We start from the raw sequence: 23044 nt of genomic DNA, 5'->3' as shown, positions 1-23044 counted from the left end.
GCTCATCGCCGTGAAAACCTTGGCAGCAATATGAAGCAGATGTTTCGTGCGATAAAACGACTAGTAGAAACTCATGATGATATTGAAGTCGTTTATCCCGTACACTTAAATCCGGCTGTACGGGAGACGGCGGATGAGATACTAGGAAAAGATGACAGAATTAAGCTGATTGAACCACTGGGTGTCATTGACTTTCATAATTTTGCTTCCCGTGCTCACTTGATTCTTACCGATTCTGGGGGTGTGCAGGAAGAAGCGCCTTCTCTGGGCGTGCCTGTACTTGTGCTTCGAAATACAACCGAAAGACCAGAAGGAATTGAAGCAGGAACGCTTAAACTCGCCGGAACGGACGAGGACCATATCTACAATTTGGCTCACGAACTTTTATCTGATCAGGCTAAACATGCCGCCATGGCTCGTGCTTCCAATCCTTATGGAGATGGACAGGCTTCTGCGAGAATAGCTGATTCTATCATATGTTTCTTCAAGGAAAATAAGGATTAATAATCTCATGAAAAACTTTCTCTAAAATAGATTTTTCTTCTTAAATTACTAAATCTACTTCATAGAATAAAAAACTACCTTATTTTTAGTTATAAGGTAGTTCTTATTGCATCATAAAATAATTTTTTAACTACCATTCTCTAAAGGAGATTAAAGCAGTATTAAACAGATCCTTTACCTGTAAAAACTTGAATAATTGTTTTATAGAAAATCTTCAAATCTAACCAAATGCTAAAATTGTCTACGTATAACAAATCAAAAGCTATTTTTTCACCATGATTGATATCACTTCGACCATTTACTTGGGCCATTCCAGTAATTCCTGGTTTAACGGATAATCTTCTTTTCTGAACAGAATTATAACATCTTGTAATTTCAATAATTTCTGGTCTTGGCCCTATTATACTCATTTCACCTTTTAAGACATTATAAAATTGAGGTAATTCATCTAAACTATACTTTCGAATAAAAGAACCTATTTTTGTAATGTTAGGATTAGTTTCTGAAGATGTTTTAAATACAAATTCATCTGGTACACCATTCACCCAATTATAAATGTTAGTAGTTTTTTCATTTTTTGCAGAAGGCTTATTTATCATAGATCTAAATTTATACATTTTGAATTCATTATCATTTAACCCACTTCTTCTCTGCTTGAAGAATATTGGGAAACCATCTTCAACGATGATAAATAAAGAAAGTATAATAAAAATTGGTGATAATATTAGCAAAGAAAAAATACTTACAATAATATCAAACAACCGTTTCAGAGTACTATGAAATGGTTTTCTTAATATTGCAAATGGACTCTCTGTCCTCTTCTGTAAGTTGTTCATCTTTTTTAATACCTCCTCTGCCATCCGCTATACCAATGATCTGTTTTGGATTTTTAATATTATCTAGTATGACTACCCCTTCAGCTCCAATAACTCCCCCTGCTACAACTTTATAACCATTTATAGTGTTTTTTCCATAAATATCTTTTAGAAAACTATTAGTATACTCCATACTTGATAGAAACTGGTAAGGTAAAGCCATTCGTGAGTCTAGCCTTGATATTGGAATATTATTGCTAAGCATTGTTCTTATAAATTGCTTACTAAAATTATTTATACCTCCATCAATTATGTAAGTATTATTATCTATAATAGGATATAAAAGATGCTCTTCTTCAAATTGCCCTGATAAAAAGGATATAACTAAATCTACTTTACTTTCAATAATTGGCACTTCACTAAAAACTTTAATTTTTTCATTAAATTTCGGGAGAAAACTATTTAAATTATCTACAATTAGTCTTTCCTTTTCTTTGGTTCTCCCTTTTATATACACGTTAGCTTGTCTTTCTGCTAACCTTAGCGCAATTTTCCCTGCTAAATTACCAGTACCAACAACTACTATTTTTTTGTTGTGAAGGTCATCATTAAAAAGATTACGGGTTAATAAGTCGCACGACTCTAAAGTTGTATCATTGGGTTTGATTGCAACAATCTTTGATTTCTTTATATGCTGCTTTGCAACTTCGTAAAGATTAATAAGCTGTTTTCTCTCAATATCTATAAATATACTATCTGCAATACCATCGAAATAATTAAGGGTCTCAATAAGATAATTTTCATTATTTATCATAAATGAGGACATTGCATTTTCTAATACCATCCTTCTAGGAAGAGTCCTAAAATCAATTGCATGTTTGGAGGTTGTATTTATACTTATACTTAATGATTTTGCGTTACTTTCTCTTAAAAAATTTGCTTCTAACTCTAACTTGTCTCGAATATCCATAATAACTCCCTTCATGTTTATACGTTATAAAAAATATAAATAATTCATTTTTATTCAAAGTTAGATTTGCAGGCTAGAAACCAAGGGTTTATAAGGTTTTTCTTATTATAGGTTAAAGAGGTATTCTCTCCCGAAACTTTAACTTTCCCTCCCGATGCCTCAACTATTGCTTGCCCAGCACCTGTATCCCACTCCATTGTTGGAGCATAACGAGGATAAAAATCAGCCTTTCCTTCAGCAACTAAACAAAGTTTGAGTGAACTTCCAGCAGAGATCGTTTCAACTTTCTCATATTTATCTTCTAGATCCTCGATAAATGCTTTAGTTTCATCAGACATGTGGGAGCGGCTGGCTACTACTTTAGCTACATGACTGTTCGGCTTCTCTAAGGGTAGGGACTCTGCATTTAATGAATAGTCCTTTCGAGTGTTAGATAATACAGAAGAAACCTTGTAAGCTCCCTTTCCTTCTTCTGCTACATACAAATCATCAAGGGCCGGAGCGTAGACTACTCCTTTTACAGGCTTCCCATCTCTAATCAGGGCGATATTGACGGTAAATTCACCATTCTTCTTAATAAACTCTTTTGTACCATCAATCGGATCGACTAACCAGAACTCTTTCCACTGTTTTCTTTCTTCATAAGTTAAGTGCCTGCCTTCTTCACTTAAAATGGGAATGTCAGGGTAATTTTCTTCTAATGATTGTTTAATCACTTCATGTGAGCGTTGATCTGCAATCGTTAACGGAGACTCATCTTCCTTATACTCGACTTCAAAATCTGTTTCATAAATTGCCATAATTTCTTTTCCTGCTTCTATTGCTGCTTGAATAATTTCCTTCATAATTTCTCCTCCTCGTATGCTTATTAAAAATCGCCAGCTACAAGAAAGCTGACGATTTTATCATTAGATGTACTGATTATCCTTCAAATAAGAAACTACTCTCTCGACAGACTCCTCAAGAGAAAGCTTATCTGTTTCTACTACGATCTCTGCATTGGCTGGCTCTTCATAAGGATCATCAATCCCTGTGAAACCTTTAATTTCTCCGGCACGAGCCTTCTTATAGAGCCCTTTAGGATCACGGTTTTCCGCTTCCTCAAGAGAACATTTCGTATACACTTCGATGAAATCTCCGTCCTCGAAAAGCTCACGTGCCTGGTCGCGGTCCTTCTGATATGGAGAAATAAAGGCTGTAAGCGTAAGGACGCCTGCATCGTTCATAAGCTTAGCAACTTCGCCGATACGACGAATATTTTCCGCTCGATCTTCCGCACTAAACCCTAGGTTCTTGTTTAGACCCTGCCTTACGTTATCACCATCTAGACGATAAGAATGCACGCTTAATTCAAATAATGCTTTTTCAACTTCTACCGAAAGTGTAGATTTTCCAGAACCAGATAATCCAGTAAACCATAGAACAGGACTCTTATGATTTTTATGCTGCTGACGATCTCGCTTAGTAACTTTTGAATCATGCCAAGTTAAGTTTGTTGATTTCATATATAATCCTCCTAGACGAATTGGTAGTAAACAATAAGTATAGACGTAACCATAACGAGAATAGTTAATGGTAACCCTACTTTGATATAGTCCTTGAATTTATACCCTCCAGGACCATAGACAATTAGATTGGTTTGGTAGCCGATAGGGGATAAGAAACTCGCTGATGCAGCAATAGCTACTAAAATAGCCATACCCATGGGATCGATACCTGAATCCATAGCAACTTCGTAAGCGATAGGGAACATAATGACAGCCGCAGCATTATTAGTGATAAATTCTGTAAAAAGGTTAGTCAAAAAGTAGACAACTATTAGAATAGTAATAATCCCTAAAGGAGCTAAGATACTTACAAGCTGGGTTGCTATCCAATTAGCCGTGCCAGTTTGAATAATGACATTACCTATACCTAGCGCACTTGCAATCAATAATAGAACTTGAAACTGTACAGACTGCTTGGCCTGTTTCGGAGTAATCATTTTAGTTATTAACATAATTCCGGCAGTAATGACCATTGCCTTGAAAATAGATAGGACTTGAAACGTAACTAAAGAAATCATAACCATTAACAAAATAAGAGCGAACCAGCCCTTAGATTCATTTTCATAAAATCTTTGATGCTTTACAGGTGAGGTTATATAAAAGTCCCTTTGCTCTTCAGTCTTTTCTCCAAAATCTTCCCCTGTAACCACAAGCATAAGATCTCCAGCTTTAGGAACAATATCGCCAATCTTTCCTTTTACTCTCTCATCATTTCTGTGAACTGCCATAACGGCTGCATCATACTTTTTACGAAATCTGCTTTCTTTAATGCTTTGTCCAATTAAAGATGACTGGTAAGAGACTACGATTTCATGCAGTTTATTACTTCCGTTCTTCAAATCATCTAGAGATAAATCCGTTCCTGTATCGAGCTGCAATCCTTTACGCTTTTGTAAATCGGCAATGGTCGAGATCATCCCAGTGAATATTAAACGATCATCTTGCTGAATCTTAGTCTTACTAGTGACAGGAGATATTTTCTTATCCCCACGGATAATTTCTATTAAATATAACCCTTTTAAATTTCGAAGCTCTGCTTTTTCAACCGTCTGATTTATATATGGAAACTCAGCGGTAACCAACATTTCACTTAGATAATCTTTAGTACTCTCACTCACTCTTTCAATTAAGCTACGGTGATTCGGCAAAACCTTAGGGCCTATGTAGACCAGGTATAAAAGTCCAAGGACGGTTATTGGTAACCCGACAATGGCTAATTGAAAAAAGAAGAAACCATTCATACCAAAATCAAGCATTAATCCGTGAATCACAAGATTCGTAGATGTCCCCATTAAAGTAATCGTGCCGCCAAGAATAGAAGCATAAGACAAGGGCAGGAGATACTTAGAAGGGGCAACATCATTTTCTGAAGCCCATTTACGCAAGATCGGTGTTAACGTAACGACTATTGGAGTGTTATTTAAGAAAGCTGAAAAACCTGAGACAGGAACAATAAGTCTGGCTAATGCCCCTTTATGAGTTTTGGCTCTTGCTAGAAAAGAAGATATGAGCCTTTCCACCAGGCCGCTTCTTTCAAAAACACCTGCGACGATAAACAGTAAAGCAACTGTAAGCATTCCTTGATTGGAGAAACCGACAAGAGCTTCGTCCGTCTCGATAAAACCTAATAAAATAAATAAAAACAGTGTAGAAAAAACTAATAAATCTGGCCGAGCGACTTCAAAGAAGAGCCCGATCAACATGAGTAATAAAGCGATGATCACTATGATCATTTCGTAAGTCATGCTAGATCATCCTTAGTTTTGTTTCATCCCTTTAATAAGCACATCAGCTACCTCAGGACGTGAGAATTCTTTTGGAGGACGCTCCCCGTTACGAAGCAGTTCACGCACCTTTGTACCACTTAAGTGAACGTGATGCTCTTTATCATGAGGGCATGTTTTAGCAGAAGCCATGTTTTCACAAACTTCACAGTAAAACGCATGCTCGAACTTAAAGATGCTGATACCTAATTCATCTTCATATTCAGAAATCAAGTCCTGTGCATCGTAAGTACCGTAATAGTCTCCTACACCAGCGTGATCCCGCCCAACAATAAAGTGAGTACATCCATAGTTTCTACGTACAATTGCATGAAGAATTGCTTCGCGTGGGCCTGCATAACGCATTGCTGCTGGATAAATGACTAAACGCACACGGTCTTTAACATAGTAGTTTTTCAAGATCGTTTCATAGCTTTCCATACGTACATCAGCGGGAATATCGTCTGACTTTGTTTCTCCAACTAGCGGGTTGAGAAGCAATCCATCAACTGCTTCCAGTGCTGTTTTTTGAATGTGCTCATGAGCTCGGTGTACTGGGTTACGAGTTTGGAATCCTACAATAGTCTTCCAGCCAAGATCTTTAAACATTTGACGAGTTTCTGCCGGATCTAGGTAATAATCTTCAAATCCGCCATGATCCGGGCGGTTTAATAGAGTGATAATTCCACCTAAGTACACATTACCCTTTTCAAATACTTTCTTTACTCCCGGGTGAGCTTCATCAGTAGTACCGTACACATTTTGTGCTTCTAGTTCTTTATCATATGTATACTTTTCTTCCACTTTTATTGTCCCATAAGTTATACCATCTTCACCTACTAAGGCAACCTCTTCACCAATACTAATTCCTTCTGCTTGAACCTCTGTGACTGGTAGAGTGATTGGAATACTCCAGACCGTGCCATCTTTTAAGCGAAGTTCTTTCACAACCTTTTCATAATCCTCTTGTCCCATGAATCCTTCAAGTGGACTGAACCCTCCAATTCCAATAAGTTCCAGGTCTGAAATTGTCCATTTTGAGATTGTAAGTGATACTAATTCGTATGCTTTTGCTAATGCCTTTTCTCTATCACTATCTTTTGACTCTAAATTGATAAGATTATTATTTAATTCTTTGACTCTCATGATTAATTCCTCCTCAAAATTTCTCTTAATTTTTTGATTGAATATCTTTATTTACTAAAGTTAGCATCTAAATCTTCTGATAACTTATTTGCAATCTTGAATCTTGAAAAATTATTATTAACATACCTTCTGCCATTTTCACCCATATCCATTCTAAGTTGTTTGTCTTTATAAATTTTATTAATAGCATCTACTAACGCTGTGTGGTCACCTGCCTTTATAGTCAGACCTCCTTTAGATTTTTCAATTATACTTTTTGCTTCACCCTCTGCGCTCAAGATAACAGGACAACCTACCCCCAATGACTCTAATAATTTGGTAGGAACGCTATCTTGCAATTTATCATTCTTAAGAGGAACAATACTTGCGCTGGCATTTTTCAGAACAGAAATAACACTAGAGTGAAGTTGAACACCGACAAAGTGGATGTTATTAAGGCCTAAGGCTTCACAAGATTTTTCTAAGTCTTTTCTCTTAAAACCATCCCCTATTACTAAAAATTGAATATCCTTATTTTTTTCTAGTTTTTTTGCAGCTTCCACGATTATTTCAAGGCCTTGAGCTAGTCCTATTATCCCTGCATAAATCAGTGTAAACTTCTCTTTTATTTGATAGTTTTTAACTAAATCTAAATTTTCTTCTTGAGTTAATACATCGCTATCAAAACCGTTACTTATAACACGTACTTTCTCCCCAGGTATACCTTTACTTAATATCTTAAGTTCTTTATTATTCGTTACTACAGTTACTAGATCTGATTTTAAATAAAGAAAGTTTGATATTCTGTTCATAATTTTAAAAATTAATGAGTCATCATCTAATTCTTCCATTTCAAGTGCTATATCTGGCCATATGTCACGAACATCAAATACAAATTTTGATTTCTTAACTTTACTTACTATATACCCTGAGAGAGCAGTGAATAAAGGAGGAGAGGTTCCAATAATGTAATCGTACTTACCTTTAGTAAACATAAATAAAAGAGATGAGAACATCAAACTGAAATAGTTCAATAACCTTACAAAAGAAGTTTTCTTTGGGGAAGAATATATGAAATAACGATGTATTTTTATCCCGCCAATAATTTCTTTCATATAAAACTTACGTTTGTATTCCTCAGTTTTTATTCCACTTGGATAATTTGGAAAGCCTGTGACAATTTCAACTTCATGGCCCAATTCTTGTAAATTTTTAGCTAACCCAGCTATTCTCTTGGTTGCTGGCCCTACTTCTGGCTCATAATAATGTGTAAAAAAGAGTATTCTCAAACTACTCACCTTTCTAAGAAAGACTTAAAACTTTATAGAGAAAAGTTTACTAAGATTAAAATAAAAGTTCTTATTATTAATTGTAACAGTAAGTAGTTCCTCACTAGCGTTAATACTGATAGGTTCATTATTGAAATTTATAATGTAACCAAAATAATTATCTTCCTTATCAGCTGTTAAAACGTACTTACTTATAGGTTTCTTTAGATTGAATTGTTCGGAATAATAACTCTTTGTCGCATTCCCGTTCTTATAGTTATTAGTATAACTATTACAAAATATAGGGTGTATTTTAAGAACTTGTTGTTTATTTTTTGTGTTGTACAAAATATTATCTGATAAGTAAAACATTGGGTGAAAATGAATATAGCCACTAGCTACTTTCTTATAAGTCGGAGAGAGTTTATCTAGAATAAGAATATTTTCATCATCTAAATATGCTATAAATCTACTATGTTTATCTCCCTTATAGTTATAATAACTTCCTACAAAAAAATTATAATCATTATAATTAATATCAAGCCCTTTATGATTATAACTTCTTTTTGCCACTCTAAAGGAATTCCAAATTTCGGATTGATCAATTCCTTCGTACTTAATTGTATTATGCGAATCTGTTTTTCTAAAATAATTTCTCCAAAATCCGTTCTCATATTCAAAAGTTCCTGAATTTACAATAATCGGGACTTCATCTATGGAAAGCTCATAACTTAAAGAATCACAGTGTCCATGTCCTGGAAGGTATTTCGGACCTATTTCACCATAATCTACAAGCATTTTTTTTGAACCACGCTCGAGTATCCTATACCCGCTACTATTAAAATTCATAACCTTATTTGGTGATATACCTAAATAAATATAAGAAGCTTCACAAAGTGCTAAATAACTTTTACTTATTCCATCTGCACTATCATTGAAGAAGGGAGTTTTCCCCATTTTGGTTTCAATAGAATAAACGCTATTAAGCATACGCTGTGCATATGGTATAAGAAGTTTAACGTAACGGTCATTTCCATTTTGTTTTAACCAATAGATGATTTTCAGTAAAGCTTCATAAATTACTTTATTATACATAGGACTTAATTCAAAGTGCATACCGTCATCTAGAATTTGTTCATCTAACTCTTGCATTAATAACTTAAAACATTTATCTGTAACTCTATATTCTTGAAAGAAAATACTCCCTAAAATAAGAGCTTTAATATTTTCAATATAGTGATTACCTAATAAATGCCTCTCTTTATTTCTCTGAAGGTAGAAATATTGGTCAAAAATACTTGTTCTTAACCCTCTCATAAATTCACTTTCAGGATCTTCATTCGCAGTGGCGAATTGGTAAAATATTATTAAGTTAGGTAATCTCATAGAAATAGTATAGGGGTCCCAAGAAAGGCTACTTTTATTTTTACTGTTTTTCAACCATGAATAAACAATTTCTTTCATCTTATTATAATATTTTTCATCATTAGATCTTTTATACTCATATAATAACGGAAGTAAGAATTCTAGATAATGTAGATTATATAACCAAAGTTTGTTGATTTCTTTATTATTCCACAAGCGCTCAATGTCTTCTTTATAAATCTTATTTATAAGAGTATAGGAATCCTTAAGAATACTAAAAGAATCAAACTTCACTAGAAATTTTGGTTCCATATCTAACTCTTTTAATAAATATTGGATATCAAGGTTAACCTTAATATTTTTTTTACTTTTTATTTTAGTTCTAGGTTTAACAGTGTTATATAAGCGAAAGAAAATTTGAGTTTTCTTTAGGTGGATTATAGTATGAAAATATTTTGCTGTACTTTTTCTCAAAGTTATCTCCTTTATCAACATACATTTCTTAGGCTCATATTATACTTTAATTTCTAAAGCATTAATTGTATATAAATTGTTAAAATTAAAATATTTAATATTTTGATCCTTCACTTTCATACAATTTTTCGTATCAAATATGATAGGATTTAAACTACTTTTCAAAAACTTCTCTTCATCTATTTGTGTGAATTCATAGTGGTCACTTAATACTAGTAAGCATTCGGCCCCTTCTATAACCTCATTAAAAGTAGATAATTTAAAAGGCGTATTTTCTTGTTTGACATAAGGATCATGTATTTTTACATTATAGCCTTTAGATATAAGCTCGTTTATAATTTCAATTGCTGGACTTTCTCTAGTATCATCTACATTGCCCTTGTAAGTGATTCCTAACACTCCAATATGACCTTTCTCTTGAAAAAATTTATCTACTTGTTGACTGATAAAACGAGGCATAGAATTATTTATCCTTCTTGCTGTTGAAATTAGTTCCGATTCTTCAGGAGCTTTTTCTATGATAAAATATGGGTCTACAGCTAAACAATGTCCCCCTACTCCTGGTCCAGGAGAGTGTAAATTAACTCTGGGATGCAAATTTGCCAATTCAATTACATCTAAAGCATTAACATTTAGTTTTTCAGAAATTTTAGCTAATTCGTTAGCTAGTGAGATATTTACATCGCGAAATGTGTTTTCCATTAATTTAGCCATTTCTGCACTCAATGCTTCTGTTTCAATAACTTGTCCCTTTACAAATGAACGATAAACATCTCCGGCTTTCTTAGCAGATATAGGATCATAACCACCAATAACTCTATTGTTATATATAAGCTCATTTAATATATTTCCAGGTAACACCCTCTCAGGGCAGTGAGCTAAATAAATATCCTTTCCTATTACCCAACCTTCGTTATGTAGTAGAGGTGCTATGACATCATCTATAGTGCGAGGTGGAATTGTTGATTCTATAATGATAATATCTTCTTTTTTCAAATAAGAAAGGATTGACTTAGTAGCTGAAACTAAATAAGATAAATCTGCAGTTAAATTTTCATTATGCGGGGTGGGAACTGCAATAATATACACATCTGCCTCACAAGGTTTTGTACCACCTCTTAGCTTTCCTTTAGCAACAACATCTTCAACTAGTGTACTCAGTCCAAATTCTTCAATGTGTACTTCACCATTATTAAGTGTTTCTATAACACTATGATTAACGTCAATTCCTACAACATTCCAATTATTTTCAGCAAATACCGCAGCAGTTGGAAGTCCTATATAACCTAAACCTACTACACAGAGTTCATTCTTCATTAATTGATCACTCACTTTCGTATTTGTAATTTTGCTAAAACCGAATTACCTCATAACCTAACCTTTAGAGTGCTTTATTACGCTTCAAATATCAATAGATAACCATCGTCTTTTTGTACACCTTGGCCATAAGCGTAAATGACAGAATCACCGCTGAGACCCTGGGGTAATATTAAGGAACCATATTGAAAATACTTCAAGTGCCATACATCTTTTTTCTGAGAATACAATTCCCTCCAAGACTCTCCATCTTTACTAATATAGATCTTTGCATACTTAGTTTTATTGATATCACTAGGTTCAACAACTGTAGACACAAGAAGGGTTCCCCCACATTCAAGTGTATAAAAAGCACTCCCTTCTATATTTTGAACTCTTTTTATAGTTTTAGAGTTAATATCGTATAGTTGAATATAATTTTGCTCTAATGGCGTGTCAGTAGGAATAATCAATCCATTTTCCATTGGAATAATGGCTACTGCCCGATACATTTGGGTACCTATTAATTCGGTGGATACATTTTTAAACCCGTCTCCAGTGAATAATATTCGACATTCATCCTCAATATCCCCTGTAAGTATCCAAGCTCCTTTTCTAAAAAAATCATAATATATCCCATGAACATGTCTGACACTTCCTTCAGGAAATGTATGTACTACTTGCCAAGTTTCACCATAATCATAGGAACCGTAAATATTCACCTCTTTTCTTTCTTCATTACTGAAATACTCACCAAAAAACAATCGCCCATCTGGGAAGTTACATATATTTAAAGGTCTACTTCCTCTTGGAATCGTAAATACTGTATTAAATTCTTTACTAGAAGGACCACATTTTATAATTTTCCCTCTTACTAACCCAATAAGAGATCCATCAGGCAGTTCATTTAAACCATGAAAGCCCATTCTAAATAACCTTCTGCTTAAATTACTAACACTTTTTAACCTATCCTTAATTGATGCTCTATACTTAACTACTTCTTTAAAAGAGTTTCCTCTATCTATTGTTTTTAATATTCTATAACCGTCACTAACCCATAAAGTTTCACCTTTAGTTAATAAGGGTTTTAAACCTTTTATTTTTTTAACCCTCATATTTTTTTCACACTTTTCACTCTATTCATAACATAAAGTCTTGAAAATATAGAGTATACAATTTCTAAAAACTTGATATTTATAAATTGGAAAATATTTATATTCTTAAATGAGTAGGACGGTGTGTACCTTTCATCTATAAAACTTTTCTTCAGAGTTTGCTCAATCAAAGATAAATAGTATTTACTTAAGTTTCCTTTCCACTTACCTGTGTTATTTTTTAGTAATGGGCCAATACTTTCTTTCTTCCATTGCATCTCATCGTCGCTAACTAAATTTTTAGCAGATTGCTGAAATTTTAACATCGTGTTTGTATACTCTACTCCTAAATGTTCACAAAGAGGTCTTAAAATACTTTCTGGTTCTTTTAGTAATTTCTCATAGGAGACTTTAATAAAATTTTCATTAAAAAGCATCTGTCCATATTTTTTTGCAAGTAATGATTGGGCTTTATAAGCAAAAATATGAGCGTATATACTTCTTCCTCTTGACCATTCCGCTTTCATTCTTGAAACAATAACATCTCTTGGGTCTCTAACCATATAGATTATAATAGCCCCTGGAAAGTACTTTTTGATAAGATGTAGTAACTCTATGTTTTTTGGGTCCTTATCTCCAACATACATCTTTTCTTGAGAATTTGCATAATCTATTAGTAACCTTTTATATACATCTATCAATCGCATAGAGTTGGTTGATTTATAATCTTCAAGTATTTTTCTAGTATCTATTTTCAAACGTTGAAAATATCTATCTTCTTCTATTTCTTTTATTATTTTTTTCTTATTGACCTTACTTTTTTTTTGGTTGCCCAAGTAAAATCTGAAAAAGTGTGTCTCCGGAGTAAAAGTAATATTTTCATGTGAATTCAATATACTTTGCAGCAATGTAGTACCTGATCTCCCAACTCCTACAATAAATAATGGTTTGTCAATATTGACTGCCATAACAATTCCTCTTTTCATCCTAGATATTATTTACAATCTTGCATCTGGCCGTTCATATCCCAAAAGAGAGGCATATTTCCCACAATGCTTGTCTATTATTTCAATTTCTTCCTTAGTTATTTCATTTAGGTATTGATTATTTAATTTAGGTTTAAGGGGGTACCATCGATTTTTTCTTTTTGATCCAAAAGGAATTACGTGATTTGGTTGTGGAAGCATATCTTCACTATATTCTAGATTTGCAAAATCACATATCTCTTTCATGTTATGTTGAGGCTCACTTAATATATCTTCAAACTTTAAAATCTTAAAATTATTCATATTTTCCCCATCTTCTAAGGCAGCCTTTATAGAATTGGCCCAATGTTGTGAAGCAAGCTCTAGAATTTCATGGAAAGAATATTTAGATTGGAGTCGTTTTAAACTATAAGCTTTTCCTTGAGCAGATCTAAAACATAAGGCGTATGGATCCCTGGTTATTAATATAAACTTAGGATTATATTCACTTAATACTTTATCTAAAAACGAAACTTTAACCGTGTTTATCTGACTTTTATCTGTGAATCTTACATCTCTCCTTTTAGCTTGTCTATATATTGTCCACTTTAATATATTTATATATTTTTCCTTATTTTCTTCATTTACATTCTCGCTAGTAAGACGATATTTATCAATTAATTCATCTGTAGCATATAACCACCCTCTTGGCTTATCAAACTCCGGATGGGGAGGGACTTTGTGTTTTATACCTGTAAATTCAGGCGGTAGGATCGGTCCAAGCACATTTTGTAATTCATCTGCTCCGGTCCAATATTTTGAATCTCCAGTAACTGAAACTACTTTATCATTCCTTCTTAACATCCTAGACACCAGAGACAACCCCCCTCCTTGAAGCCCTAAAAGAAATATAGGACTATTGAGGTTCAAATCAATATATTTTTTGTAATATCTAGAGAAGTCAACCATCCAATTATTTCTTTTATAAGCATAATATAAATTATTTGTAATTTCCTTAGGTAGAATTTTATTCATTTTTTACTCCTTTAATATTAATAGTATAAACTAGCGATTTTTTTCTTAATTACATCATAATTATACATTGGCTTAATTTTTCTGCAGTTTAACTTATATTCGTTGAGTTTAGGCTCATATATATTTTTGCTTAAATTATTAGTTAGTGCTTTCAAATTATCATAAGGAGTGGATATCCCAATATTGTATCTTTCTACAAATTTACCAAGTTCTGTATCTTCCGCTACTATTATTGGTATTTCACAATTTATTGCTTCGAATAACTTATTTGGAAGAGCAGTTTTAACATTTTCTCTATTTAAATCGTAAACCGCATATATCATATCAACTTGTGAATATAATTCGGATATATCTTTTGAATAATTATAAGCCCCTAAATATGAGACATGATGATATTCTCTTTCCAAATTTTTAACAAAATCAACTTCTCCTCCTGTTCCTGCTATTAGAACCTTAATACCCATATCCTTTGTTGCTTCTACCAACATCTTTAATTGATCTGGATAGCGTAGAGCACCAAAGAAGCCTATGGTAAAAGAACCGGAGTTTTTTTTGCAAAAAGAATGAAAATATTTTTCATTAGGGATATTTGGAATATAAATATATTTATTTTCTTCGGTTATACTTTTATAATAAGTAAGCCAATGATATTCTGAAGTCAAAACTAGTCTATCTATTTTTTTACACAATCTTTTCTCCATTAGCATATATAACTTTGTGATAAACCTTTTCACTTTGTTTCTAGTGCTAATAAACCTCGGTAAATCCCCGACCTCATAGATTATAGAAGTTTTTGAATTAAAGAATAATTTATATATAACGGATACAAATAACATATCTATCTTTCCACAATGTATAATCTTTGGCTTTCTCTTATTTAACTTTCTCAAAGCTTTAGGTAGAAACACTATAAATGGAAGTATTCTTTTAATATTATTTCTAATGGGAGCCGCAATTGTAAGTTTGTCTATATTTACTTGTTGATCAATTGAAAATGGTATGGATTTTTTCTGAGCTCTATCCCAATAAATTAAATTGATATCTGAATAATTGCACGCTTCACCAATTCTCTTGGTGAACCTTGGATTTGGGTTATGAGATAGCAAGAAGGTGATAGTCATTTTTTTACTCCTATCAATATTTGAGATTTTTACCTTAAACTTTGCTCTATCTATCAAGCAAGTTAATAACATAAATATAATTAATATGGGAAGGGTAAACTTCTTCTAACTAAGTGAAACACTTAATCCCCACTTAGAGCACTAAAAAAAGCTGCGCTTGAAAATCTTTCTTATCATGAATGTAAGAATAATACTAATAAAACTAGTATTAACATAAAGATTACCTATAATAATGATACCTGAAGAATTGGAAAGTCCGCCTTCTTTAGGTGATAACCATCCAGCACTCTTTAATCTACTATTTTTTATATCTTTTCTTTTTCGAAAATCCTTATATCACCTAATACAAAAAAAGTAAATACCGGGTATACTATTATTGATTATCAGAAGAATATTACAACCCTAAAATAAATCTTTGTTTTACTAACTAAATAGGTTTAGGTGGGTCAAAAGATAACATCAAGTAGAGTAAGATAAATAAATATAGTTGATAAAAATTTAATAAATAAAATAAAACATAATAAATTATTATACATATAATAAATCGCACATTGACTATGTTGTTGTTAATATCTCCACTAGAAAAGTACTATTATATAAAATAAAGTGTTAAGCTATTAATTATTCCTCAGAACAACTTCTTTTAAAACTTTAAATCATTAGTTCTGCTATTCGGGTGCTGAATAATATAATTAATTAGTAATATATTCATTAACACACTTACAAGAGAATACAAGCTTAAGGTTAAAATGATGCTTTGTAAAACTCCCCCTACTAAAATCGTTCCTACTCTAAGAGTAGTCAATATTATTTCATAGTTCATATGAAATTTTTGTAACTTTATTACTGGCACTATTACTACAGCGGGTATATTAATAAAGCTCATGAAGAAGGCAGGCATTAAAATTTGCGCATACACCCCTGCTTCTCTCCATTTAGATCCTAAAATTATTGAAAAAAGCTCAGGTCCATAAATTATTACTATAGCTGTGGGAATCAACCCTATTAAAGAAAGATAGATTGTAAGACGTTTAGTTATTTTATTAACACTTTTATTGCTATTATAGGTTTCACTTGCCTTCTGAAAAAAAACTTGTCTTAGGGATTGACCAATCATTCTGAGAGGTATTTTTAAAATTCTCTCGCTTAATGCATAAAAACCCACTATTGTTGAAGTAAAAAAAAACGCTAGTAATATAACTAAAATATTTTGAGAAAGAGAATTTAATAAAGCTTGGGGAGCACTAAAAATCGCAAATTCTTTATGCTTTTTAAATTCTTTAAAAACTCTCTTCCAACTAAGTATAGAAAAGGTTTTTCTCTTGTAAACTTTTTTCCCCATAAATATTACTGCAGCTGCTTGACCAATTGCCTGACCTCCTATTAATCCACCAGGACTTTTAATCAATAGCCCTCCAATAATTTGAACGATAGCCGTAAAAATAGATCTGTTTAACTGAGAATAAGTTAAAGTTTTAAATTCTTTTAGTCTTATTATTAATTGATTTAAAGTTTTAAATAACCCAAGTGTAAATACGCTAATTGGTAACCACCAAAGCATATTTATGAACTCATTCCCCCCTAAAAAAGAAGCTATTTCATTATCAAATAATGCAACTAAAATAAGCGTGAATAAAGTAATAGTAAAAATAATTAGTAAGGTTAGTATAAAAATATGAATAGCGGATCTTTTACTTTTAGGTATTTGGATTGCCAGTTCATACCTTAAAGCTATAATTACTCCCACTATACTTAGGATAGAAGTATAAACCGCAAAAACTCCAAATGCTTCAGGTTCATATAATCTACTTAATAAAGGAGCAACTAATATATTTATTAGTTGGGCTATAATAGTTCCTGACATAACTAAAGCTAAATTCCTTGAGAAGGATCCTAATTTAAGTTTCATAAAAAGTTAAGCACCTATTCTATCTCTCAGTTAGCAATTTTTTCAGCTTTATTATTCGCTAAGAGGATTACTTTTTCTTTTAAATCACTGTTATTTAATATTAAATAATTTTTTATAAGTTTATCAACTTTCTTAAAATCTACCTCTATTACTTTACCTATAAATATTTGTGGAAAAACAGGCTCACTGTTTATTTCATCTTCTCCTAACAACTCTTCATACATTTTCTCCCCAGGGCGAATTCCATTATATTCAATGCCAATCTCCTCTTCACTAAACCCAGAAAGAGAGATTAAATTTTTCGCTAAATCTACTATCTTAACAGGTTCACCCATATCCAAAACAAAAACCTCGCCACCGGCCGCTAAAGCACCTGCTTGTATCACTAATCTTGATGCTTCAGGTATTGTCATAAAGTATCTAGTCATATCAGGATGGGTTACTGTCACAGGACCCCCATTTGCAATTTGCTTTTTAAATAATGGGATAACACTCCCTCTACTCCCTAAAACATTACCAAATCGAACCGCAACAAAATTCGTATTACTCGATTTACTCAGCATTTGAATTACCATTTCAGCAATTCGTTTAGTTGCTCCCATAACATTCGTCGGGTTTACTGCTTTATCAGATGAAATAAGAACAAAATTCGGCACACCGTATGTATCTGCAGCTTCTGCAACATTTTTTGTACCAAGAACATTGTTTTTAAAGGCTTCTTTAGGATTAGCTTCCATTAAAGGCACATGCTTATGTGCCGCTGCATGATAAATATAAGTAGGACCAAACTCATGAACAATTTCAAAGATTCGTTCTCTGTCCTGCACATCTGCTATTGCTGTAATCAATTCCGTTTCGACGCCCAGCTGTTTTAATTCCATATGGATGGTATAAATACTGTTTTCTCCGTGTCCTAACAGTACAAGGCGCTTCGGTCCAAACTTAATCAGCTGCCTACAAATTTCAGAACCAATGGATCCGCCTGCCCCAGTAACGAGTACCGTTTTTCCATTAACCTCACTTGAAATCGATTGAATGTCTAATTCAACAGGATCTCTTCCTAATAAGTCTTCAATCGAAACATCCCGAATACTGTTTACAGAAATATTACCTAAAGCAATATCCTCGATCATTGGCAGTGTCTGTACATTCTGCACTACTGATTTTGATATCTGAATGATTTCTTTAACTCTTGCTTTCTCTGCAGAAGGCATGGCAATTATTATATGATTAACATGGTTTTTCTGCACGACTTCTTCTATAGCATTTGTGCCTCCTAAAACAGGAAGGTCATGAATTTTTAAGTGATGGATCGTAAAATCATCATCAATAAACCCAACAATATTCGTATTAATTTCATTAGAATTTTTCATCTGCCTGGCCAGCATCTGACCTGCTGACCCGGCTCCAATGATTAAACTCTGCTTGGCATGAGGATTGTTTCTAATTCTCTTCGCTTTCTTGCCCTTAGGATTTAAGGTAAAGCCGTATGTTTTGTAGTAACGCCACGTAAAACGAACACCACCCAGCAAGAGAATATGTAACATCCACGTGATCACAAGGGCTCTTGAATAAATACTGCCAAATGCTAAAGCCTGGACGATTGTTGTCGATATTATAGATAATGTTACAACAGTACTGATCCCAATTAACTCTTCCATGCTGGCGTAACGCCACTTTCTACGGTACATCCCAAAGAGACTTGAAAATAAATGATGGGTTAATAACAAGACAATTGCAGAGACTATCATCATCTGGTTAAATACTGTAACAGTGGTACTTAAAACAAAGTGTGAAAAGAAAATAGAAAATGAAACAATAATGGAATCAATCCCAATTAATGTAAGTAAACGTTTCCGAAAAGCTATGGTCATGAGATGTTCTCACTCCTTTCCTTATTAAAAAATTCCTAAGATTTTTTTCTTCCTTATTCGTTCCGGTGAGTCAGCAGCAAGAATATCTCCGCACACCACACACTCCGCATTTTCCGCAAACAAATAAACCATGGACATGCCATAGCTTTCTTTTAGTTCTTCATATGCATCGGTCATACAAAACCCGCGGGTCGTCGTGTTGTGGGCATCAGATGCAATCAGGTGGGTCAGGTTGGCTTCAATTAACTGGTGAGTGAACTTCTTAATATTTTTACCAAATCGTCCGGTTAAGCTGGCAGCTGTGATTTGGGTGTATGTTCCCTTATTCACAAGATTGTATAAAATATCCGGACTCTGGATAATTTGCCGGTTTCTCTCAGGGTGCACAATGATCGGCTGATAGCCCTCGACTTGGAGATCCAATAATAATTGCTTGGCGTATCTAGGGACGGCATCAGAAGGGAATTCGACAAAAACGTATGTCCCTTGATTGTTCAGCGTAAGTATTTCATTGTTACGGAGACCCTCGATCATATCTCCGTATATTCTAGTTTCCTGTCCGGGCAGAATGGTTAATGGGATATCTTCTTGATGTAGGCGTTGATTGAGTTCGGCGACTTGGCTGGTGATATAATGTTTGAAGTTCGTGTATGTCCCATTTTGGTGATGGGGGGTTGCGATGATTGTATGTATGCCTTCAGCTGCGGCTGCTCTTGCCATGTCCAGACTGTCGTCCATGGTCCTAGCGCCATCGTCCACACCTGGTAAAATATGACTGTGAATATCAATCAAATGTATATGCCTCCTTTCCCATTTTCTTGCTTCACCAATTGTTCACTTTACTGGATTAGAATGGTACAAGTATAGCATCATTACCTGATGATTTGAAGATGAGATTCATAGAATTTACACTGTTTTTGTCAGATTGGTATGAATTTCCCAGTAAAATCAAGGATTTTCCCTCGACAATTTTTTTCAATTTTAATATAGGTCTTTTTTATTAAAAACGCTTTCATCACCTTTCGACCGTCATAAAAAGGACTAAGCCTAATTTCCGGCTTAGTCCGCAGGTCTTTTTATTGAATTAAAAGAGTCCTAATACTTTCTTTTTCTTTACATGCTCTGGTGTTTCACTGGCCAAGTTTTGATTTTCAATGACATATTGGGCATTTTCCTGGAAGAAGTAGACCATCTCCTGTCCATACTCTCTCTTCACCATGTCATAGGCTTTCTTCATATGAAAGCTTCGGCTTTTCACATTATGGGCGTCTGAGGCAATCAGGTGTGCGAGATTGGCATCAATCAGCTGCTTGGATACCTTTTTGGCAGTGTTGCCGAATTTACCTATTAGACTTGCAGCTGTAATTTGAGAGAATGCTCCGTTCTTTACGAGCTCATACATGAGGTTTGGGTTTTCCTGAATTTTATGATTGCGTTCCGGATGAACGATCACTGGTTTATACCCTTCCATTTGAAGGTTGTACAACAAGCTTTCTGCATATCTTGGCACATCTTCAAAAGGAAACTCTACAAACACATAGTCTGTCGTCTCATTCAGGGGCATGATTTCGTCTTTTTTCAACCCTTCAATGAAGTCTCCATAGATTCTCGTTTCTTGTCCGGGCAGGACGGTTAAGGGGATATCCTGTTCCTGAAGCTTACGGTTCAATTCGCTTACTTGAATAAGGATGTCATTTTTATAGTTATTGAACTCGCCGTTTTGATGGTGGGGGGTGGCCAAAATCGTTGTTATTCCTTCAGCTGCAGCTTCCTTCGCCATCTCCAGGCTTTCTTCCATTGATTGCGCACCATCATCGACTCCAGGGAGTATGTGGCTGTGTATATCAATCATTGTAATCCCCTTCCTTGCTAGTTTTTTTCATAGTTACTTTTCTATTTTCATGCTACCCTTTTATATTTCCATACCTCGATAGAAGGTTTGTAAACATAGACGGGTGATTTTATTCCTCTTTCTCCTGAGTATTTCGCCAGCTCGTAAATTCCATAAATTCACGAAACTGCTGTTTCGTCAGTCCTAAGTCGACCGCTTCCTGTACGAGTCGGGTCCATTCTTGATCCAGTTTCTGGTCTTCTTGTCCTTGGAGGAGTTCATTAACCGACACTTCTAGAGCCTTAACGATCTCCTCTATGAAATGGATCGATGGATTTTTCTGGTTGCCGCGCTCAATGGAACTGATATATGATTTGGCAAACCCGGCTCGACTTGCCAGCTCGCTCATAGAGAGTCCCTTCGCTCTGCGGATTTTGTTAATCCGATCACCTATCAATCACTTCACCTTCTTTTCATGCGCATTTCTTTTGATGTCTTCATTTTCTCCTCTTTATTCCTTCACCACAAGAAACCAAAAGTTATAGATCTATATAACTACGAATATACCACAGGACGTACTTAAATCCAATATTTCCTATACATGTTTTTTATAGTGCACATATTGAAACATACGTACACTATAAAGCGCTTTTTCCTGAGTTTTAACTTGTTATACAGGCTTGTACATATAAGTAAAAAGACCTTTTTTCTTGATGTATACCGGCGGTTCACTGATCAATATCTCTCCATCAATAACGTTCTGTGTATTTTCTTTGAAGTTATACACTACCTCTGTACCGTATTGCTTACGGATGACCTGATAGGCTTCTTTTAAATGAAATTTGCGTCCTTTTGTTATCCCTGAACCGATCACATGGGCCAGGTTGTGCTGAAGCAGCACAAGGGCGGTTCGCTTGGCCGTACGTCCGAACTTTCCGACAAGGCTTGCGGCTGAAAGTTGTGCATATGCCCCATTTTTTATTAAGGTGTATAAAAGATTAGGTTTTTCCTGTATTTCCTTGTTACGCTCCGGGTGAACGATGATGGGCTGATAGCCTTCCAATTGTATGTTAAACAGTAAGTTTCCTATGTATGAAGGCACATGGTCATGGGGCAGTTCGATAAAGACGTATGGTGTGTCATCATTAATCGTCAGGATTTCTCCTTTTTTAAATCCATCGATCATATCTCCATAAACTCTTGTCTCCTGTCCCGGCAGAACGGTTAGGTCAATCTTTCGGAGTCGCAGCTGTTCATTTAGCGCTTTTACCTGAAGAAGGATATCTTTTCTATAGTTCATGCATGGACCACTGTTGTGATGAGGTGCTGCCACTATGGTATCGATTCCATGATACACTGCTTCCTTAGCAAGTTCAATACTGTCCTCCATTGATGGTGGACCTTCGTCAATCCCTGGGAGAATATGGCTGTGAATGTCAATCATTTTCCCGCTTTTCCCCTTTCACAATTTCATTTCCCTGAACCTTTTCTCTCTCTAAAATTCTATTTTTTTACATATTACAATAAGATTACGGCAGAATTTGTCGAAATTTAAGTGGAGTATAAAATTATTTGGAAGAAAAATGAAAAAACCCTTCATCTTTTTAAGATCAAGGGTTTTGAGGGATTAATGATTGCGGTTTCGCCACTTATTAAATTCTAGGTACTCTTTAAATTGTTCTTTCGATATACCGGAATCCTGAGCTTCCTGAACGAGAGCGAGCCAGTCATGATCAAGACCGCTGACTTTTTCTTCGTTATCGCCGTGCAGCAAATAGTTGATGGATACATTCAGCTCTTTCGATACTTTTTCCAGAAACTGAATGGAGGGATTGGATTGCAGGTTTCGTTCAATGGAGCTTAAATAGGACTTGGCAACCCCCGCGCGTTCCGCTAGTTCCGATAGTGACAGCTGGCGTCTCTTTCGCATTTGTTGTATTCTTTCGCCGATCATCGTCTTTCACCTCTTCCTGTATTCCCATCTATATTTTAGCATAGATGTTCTGTATAAAGCACATTTTTTATATAAGGACATTCTCCTCTTTTGTGTAAAGAGAGTGTAATGAAAGTCAGGAAATCTAGTCTTTT

At 34.4% G+C, this 23044-nt stretch carries 21 protein-coding genes; 1 reads left to right on the top strand and 20 read right to left on the bottom strand.

Features of this window, described 5'->3' with window-relative positions:
- Window positions 1-504, top strand: a 504-nt coding sequence (gene wecB, locus B7E06_RS04650) for a non-hydrolyzing UDP-N-acetylglucosamine 2-epimerase (RefSeq protein ID WP_082232899.1), incomplete at its 5' end; no start/stop codon positions are given.
- 161 nt (window positions 505-665) lie between these two features.
- Here the strand turns inward: wecB and B7E06_RS04645 are convergent.
- From B7E06_RS04645 to B7E06_RS04550, 20 genes are all read right to left on the bottom strand, one after another.
- On the bottom strand, window positions 666-1340 hold the full coding sequence (locus tag B7E06_RS04645) for a sugar transferase (protein ID WP_082232898.1): 675 nt from the start codon (window positions 1338-1340) through the stop codon (window positions 666-668).
- Entirely contained in the window at window positions 1279-2289 is a 1011-nt protein-coding gene (locus B7E06_RS04640; RefSeq protein WP_082232897.1) for a hypothetical protein, read from the bottom strand. The genes B7E06_RS04645 and B7E06_RS04640 overlap by 62 nt, the downstream gene beginning before the upstream one ends.
- Before the next feature lie 50 nt (window positions 2290-2339).
- On the bottom strand, window positions 2340-3134 hold the full coding sequence (gene cysQ, locus B7E06_RS04635; protein ID WP_082232896.1) for a 3'(2'),5'-bisphosphate nucleotidase CysQ: 795 nt from the start codon (window positions 3132-3134) through the stop codon (window positions 2340-2342).
- 63 nt (window positions 3135-3197) lie between these two features.
- On the bottom strand, window positions 3198-3794 hold the full coding sequence (gene cysC / locus B7E06_RS04630; protein ID WP_082232895.1) for an adenylyl-sulfate kinase: 597 nt from the start codon (window positions 3792-3794) through the stop codon (window positions 3198-3200).
- A gap of 11 nt (window positions 3795-3805) precedes the next feature.
- The gene (locus tag B7E06_RS04625; RefSeq protein ID WP_082232894.1) at window positions 3806-5581 is read right to left on the bottom strand and encodes an SLC13 family permease; all 1776 of its coding nucleotides are present in this window, start codon (window positions 5579-5581) and stop codon (window positions 3806-3808) included.
- A gap of 12 nt (window positions 5582-5593) precedes the next feature.
- Window positions 5594-6745: a sulfate adenylyltransferase gene (sat, locus tag B7E06_RS04620; protein WP_082232893.1), complete on the bottom strand. Its 1152-nt coding sequence runs from the start codon at window positions 6743-6745 to the stop codon at window positions 5594-5596.
- Between the two features lie 47 nt (window positions 6746-6792).
- Window positions 6793-8013 carry a glycosyltransferase family 4 protein gene (locus tag B7E06_RS04615; protein WP_179133951.1) on the bottom strand — a complete coding sequence of 407 codons (1221 nt, stop codon included), beginning with the start codon at window positions 8011-8013 and terminating at the stop codon, window positions 6793-6795.
- Window positions 8014-8037: 24 nt separating this feature from the next.
- The gene (locus B7E06_RS04610) at window positions 8038-9831 is read right to left on the bottom strand and encodes an alginate lyase family protein (protein ID WP_179133950.1); all 1794 of its coding nucleotides are present in this window, start codon (window positions 9829-9831) and stop codon (window positions 8038-8040) included.
- A gap of 39 nt (window positions 9832-9870) precedes the next feature.
- Window positions 9871-11148: a nucleotide sugar dehydrogenase gene (locus B7E06_RS04605; protein WP_082232890.1), complete on the bottom strand. Its 1278-nt coding sequence runs from the start codon at window positions 11146-11148 to the stop codon at window positions 9871-9873.
- 77 nt (window positions 11149-11225) lie between these two features.
- Window positions 11226-12242, bottom strand: coding sequence for a hypothetical protein (locus B7E06_RS04600; protein WP_082232889.1), 1017 nt, complete (start codon window positions 12240-12242; stop codon window positions 11226-11228).
- Window positions 12239-13189, bottom strand: coding sequence for a sulfotransferase family protein (locus B7E06_RS04595; protein ID WP_179133949.1), 951 nt, complete (start codon window positions 13187-13189; stop codon window positions 12239-12241). Before B7E06_RS04595 ends, B7E06_RS04600 begins: the two co-directional genes overlap by 4 nt.
- A gap of 30 nt (window positions 13190-13219) precedes the next feature.
- Entirely contained in the window at window positions 13220-14221 is a 1002-nt protein-coding gene (locus B7E06_RS04590) for a sulfotransferase family protein (protein ID WP_082232887.1), read from the bottom strand.
- A gap of 17 nt (window positions 14222-14238) precedes the next feature.
- On the bottom strand, window positions 14239-15342 hold the full coding sequence (locus tag B7E06_RS04585; protein ID WP_179133948.1) for a glycosyltransferase: 1104 nt from the start codon (window positions 15340-15342) through the stop codon (window positions 14239-14241).
- Window positions 15343-15985: 643 nt separating this feature from the next.
- Window positions 15986-17251, bottom strand: a complete 1266-nt coding sequence (locus tag B7E06_RS04580; protein ID WP_082232885.1) for a lipopolysaccharide biosynthesis protein — start codon at window positions 17249-17251, stop codon at window positions 15986-15988.
- 26 nt (window positions 17252-17277) lie between these two features.
- Window positions 17278-19125, bottom strand: coding sequence for a polysaccharide biosynthesis protein (locus tag B7E06_RS04575; protein WP_218672913.1), 1848 nt, complete (start codon window positions 19123-19125; stop codon window positions 17278-17280).
- Window positions 19126-19149: 24 nt separating this feature from the next.
- Window positions 19150-19917, bottom strand: coding sequence for a tyrosine-protein phosphatase (locus tag B7E06_RS04570; RefSeq protein ID WP_082232884.1), 768 nt, complete (start codon window positions 19915-19917; stop codon window positions 19150-19152).
- 292 nt (window positions 19918-20209) lie between these two features.
- The gene (locus tag B7E06_RS04565) at window positions 20210-20977 is read right to left on the bottom strand and encodes a tyrosine-protein phosphatase (RefSeq protein ID WP_082232883.1); all 768 of its coding nucleotides are present in this window, start codon (window positions 20975-20977) and stop codon (window positions 20210-20212) included.
- Window positions 20978-21086: 109 nt separating this feature from the next.
- Window positions 21087-21413 (bottom strand): helix-turn-helix domain-containing protein, encoded by a 327-nt coding sequence (locus B7E06_RS04560; protein ID WP_082232882.1) that lies wholly within the window; start codon window positions 21411-21413, stop codon window positions 21087-21089.
- A gap of 213 nt (window positions 21414-21626) precedes the next feature.
- Window positions 21627-22400 (bottom strand): tyrosine-protein phosphatase, encoded by a 774-nt coding sequence (locus B7E06_RS04555; RefSeq protein ID WP_082232881.1) that lies wholly within the window; start codon window positions 22398-22400, stop codon window positions 21627-21629.
- Between the two features lie 183 nt (window positions 22401-22583).
- Window positions 22584-22910, bottom strand: coding sequence for a helix-turn-helix domain-containing protein (locus B7E06_RS04550; RefSeq protein ID WP_082232880.1), 327 nt, complete (start codon window positions 22908-22910; stop codon window positions 22584-22586).
- Between the last annotated feature and the right edge of the window lie 134 nt (window positions 22911-23044).

This window comes from Halobacillus massiliensis, from assembly GCF_900166625.1.
Taxonomy (GTDB): domain Bacteria; phylum Bacillota; class Bacilli; order Bacillales; family Halobacillaceae; genus Halobacillus_A; species Halobacillus_A massiliensis.
Note: the sequence above shows the minus strand (reverse complement) of the source record. Positions and strands in the feature narration are given on the sequence as shown.

Bases quoted from the DNA above. Each gene is read 5' to 3' on its own strand.
- B7E06_RS04645 (WP_082232898.1), bottom strand. From the start codon at position 1,340: ATGAACAACTTACAGAAGAGGACAGAGAGTCCATTTGCAATATTAAGA.
- B7E06_RS04640 (WP_082232897.1), bottom strand. From the start codon at position 2,289: ATGGATATTCGAGACAAGTTAGAGTTAGAAGCAAATTTTTTAAGAGAA.
- cysQ (WP_082232896.1), bottom strand. From the start codon at position 3,134: ATGAAGGAAATTATTCAAGCAGCAATAGAAGCAGGAAAAGAAATTATG.
- cysC (WP_082232895.1), bottom strand. From the start codon at position 3,794: ATGAAATCAACAAACTTAACTTGGCATGATTCAAAAGTTACTAAGCGA.
- B7E06_RS04625 (WP_082232894.1), bottom strand. From the start codon at position 5,581: ATGACTTACGAAATGATCATAGTGATCATCGCTTTATTACTCATGTTG.
- sat (WP_082232893.1), bottom strand. From the start codon at position 6,745: ATGAGAGTCAAAGAATTAAATAATAATCTTATCAATTTAGAGTCAAAA.
- B7E06_RS04605 (WP_082232890.1), bottom strand. From the start codon at position 11,148: ATGAAGAATGAACTCTGTGTAGTAGGTTTAGGTTATATAGGACTTCCA.
- B7E06_RS04600 (WP_082232889.1), bottom strand. From the start codon at position 12,242: ATGAGGGTTAAAAAAATAAAAGGTTTAAAACCCTTATTAACTAAAGGT.
- B7E06_RS04595 (WP_179133949.1), bottom strand. From the start codon at position 13,189: ATGGCAGTCAATATTGACAAACCATTATTTATTGTAGGAGTTGGGAGA.
- B7E06_RS04590 (WP_082232887.1), bottom strand. From the start codon at position 14,221: ATGAATAAAATTCTACCTAAGGAAATTACAAATAATTTATATTATGCT.
- B7E06_RS04585 (WP_179133948.1), bottom strand. From the start codon at position 15,342: ATGACTATCACCTTCTTGCTATCTCATAACCCAAATCCAAGGTTCACC.
- B7E06_RS04580 (WP_082232885.1), bottom strand. From the start codon at position 17,251: ATGAAACTTAAATTAGGATCCTTCTCAAGGAATTTAGCTTTAGTTATG.
- B7E06_RS04575 (WP_218672913.1), bottom strand. From the start codon at position 19,125: ATGACCATAGCTTTTCGGAAACGTTTACTTACATTAATTGGGATTGAT.
- B7E06_RS04565 (WP_082232883.1), bottom strand. From the start codon at position 20,977: ATGATTGATATACACAGCCACATACTCCCTGGAGTCGATGATGGTGCG.
- B7E06_RS04555 (WP_082232881.1), bottom strand. From the start codon at position 22,400: ATGATTGACATTCACAGCCATATTCTCCCAGGGATTGACGAAGGTCCA.
- B7E06_RS04550 (WP_082232880.1), bottom strand. From the start codon at position 22,910: ATGATCGGCGAAAGAATACAACAAATGCGAAAGAGACGCCAGCTGTCA.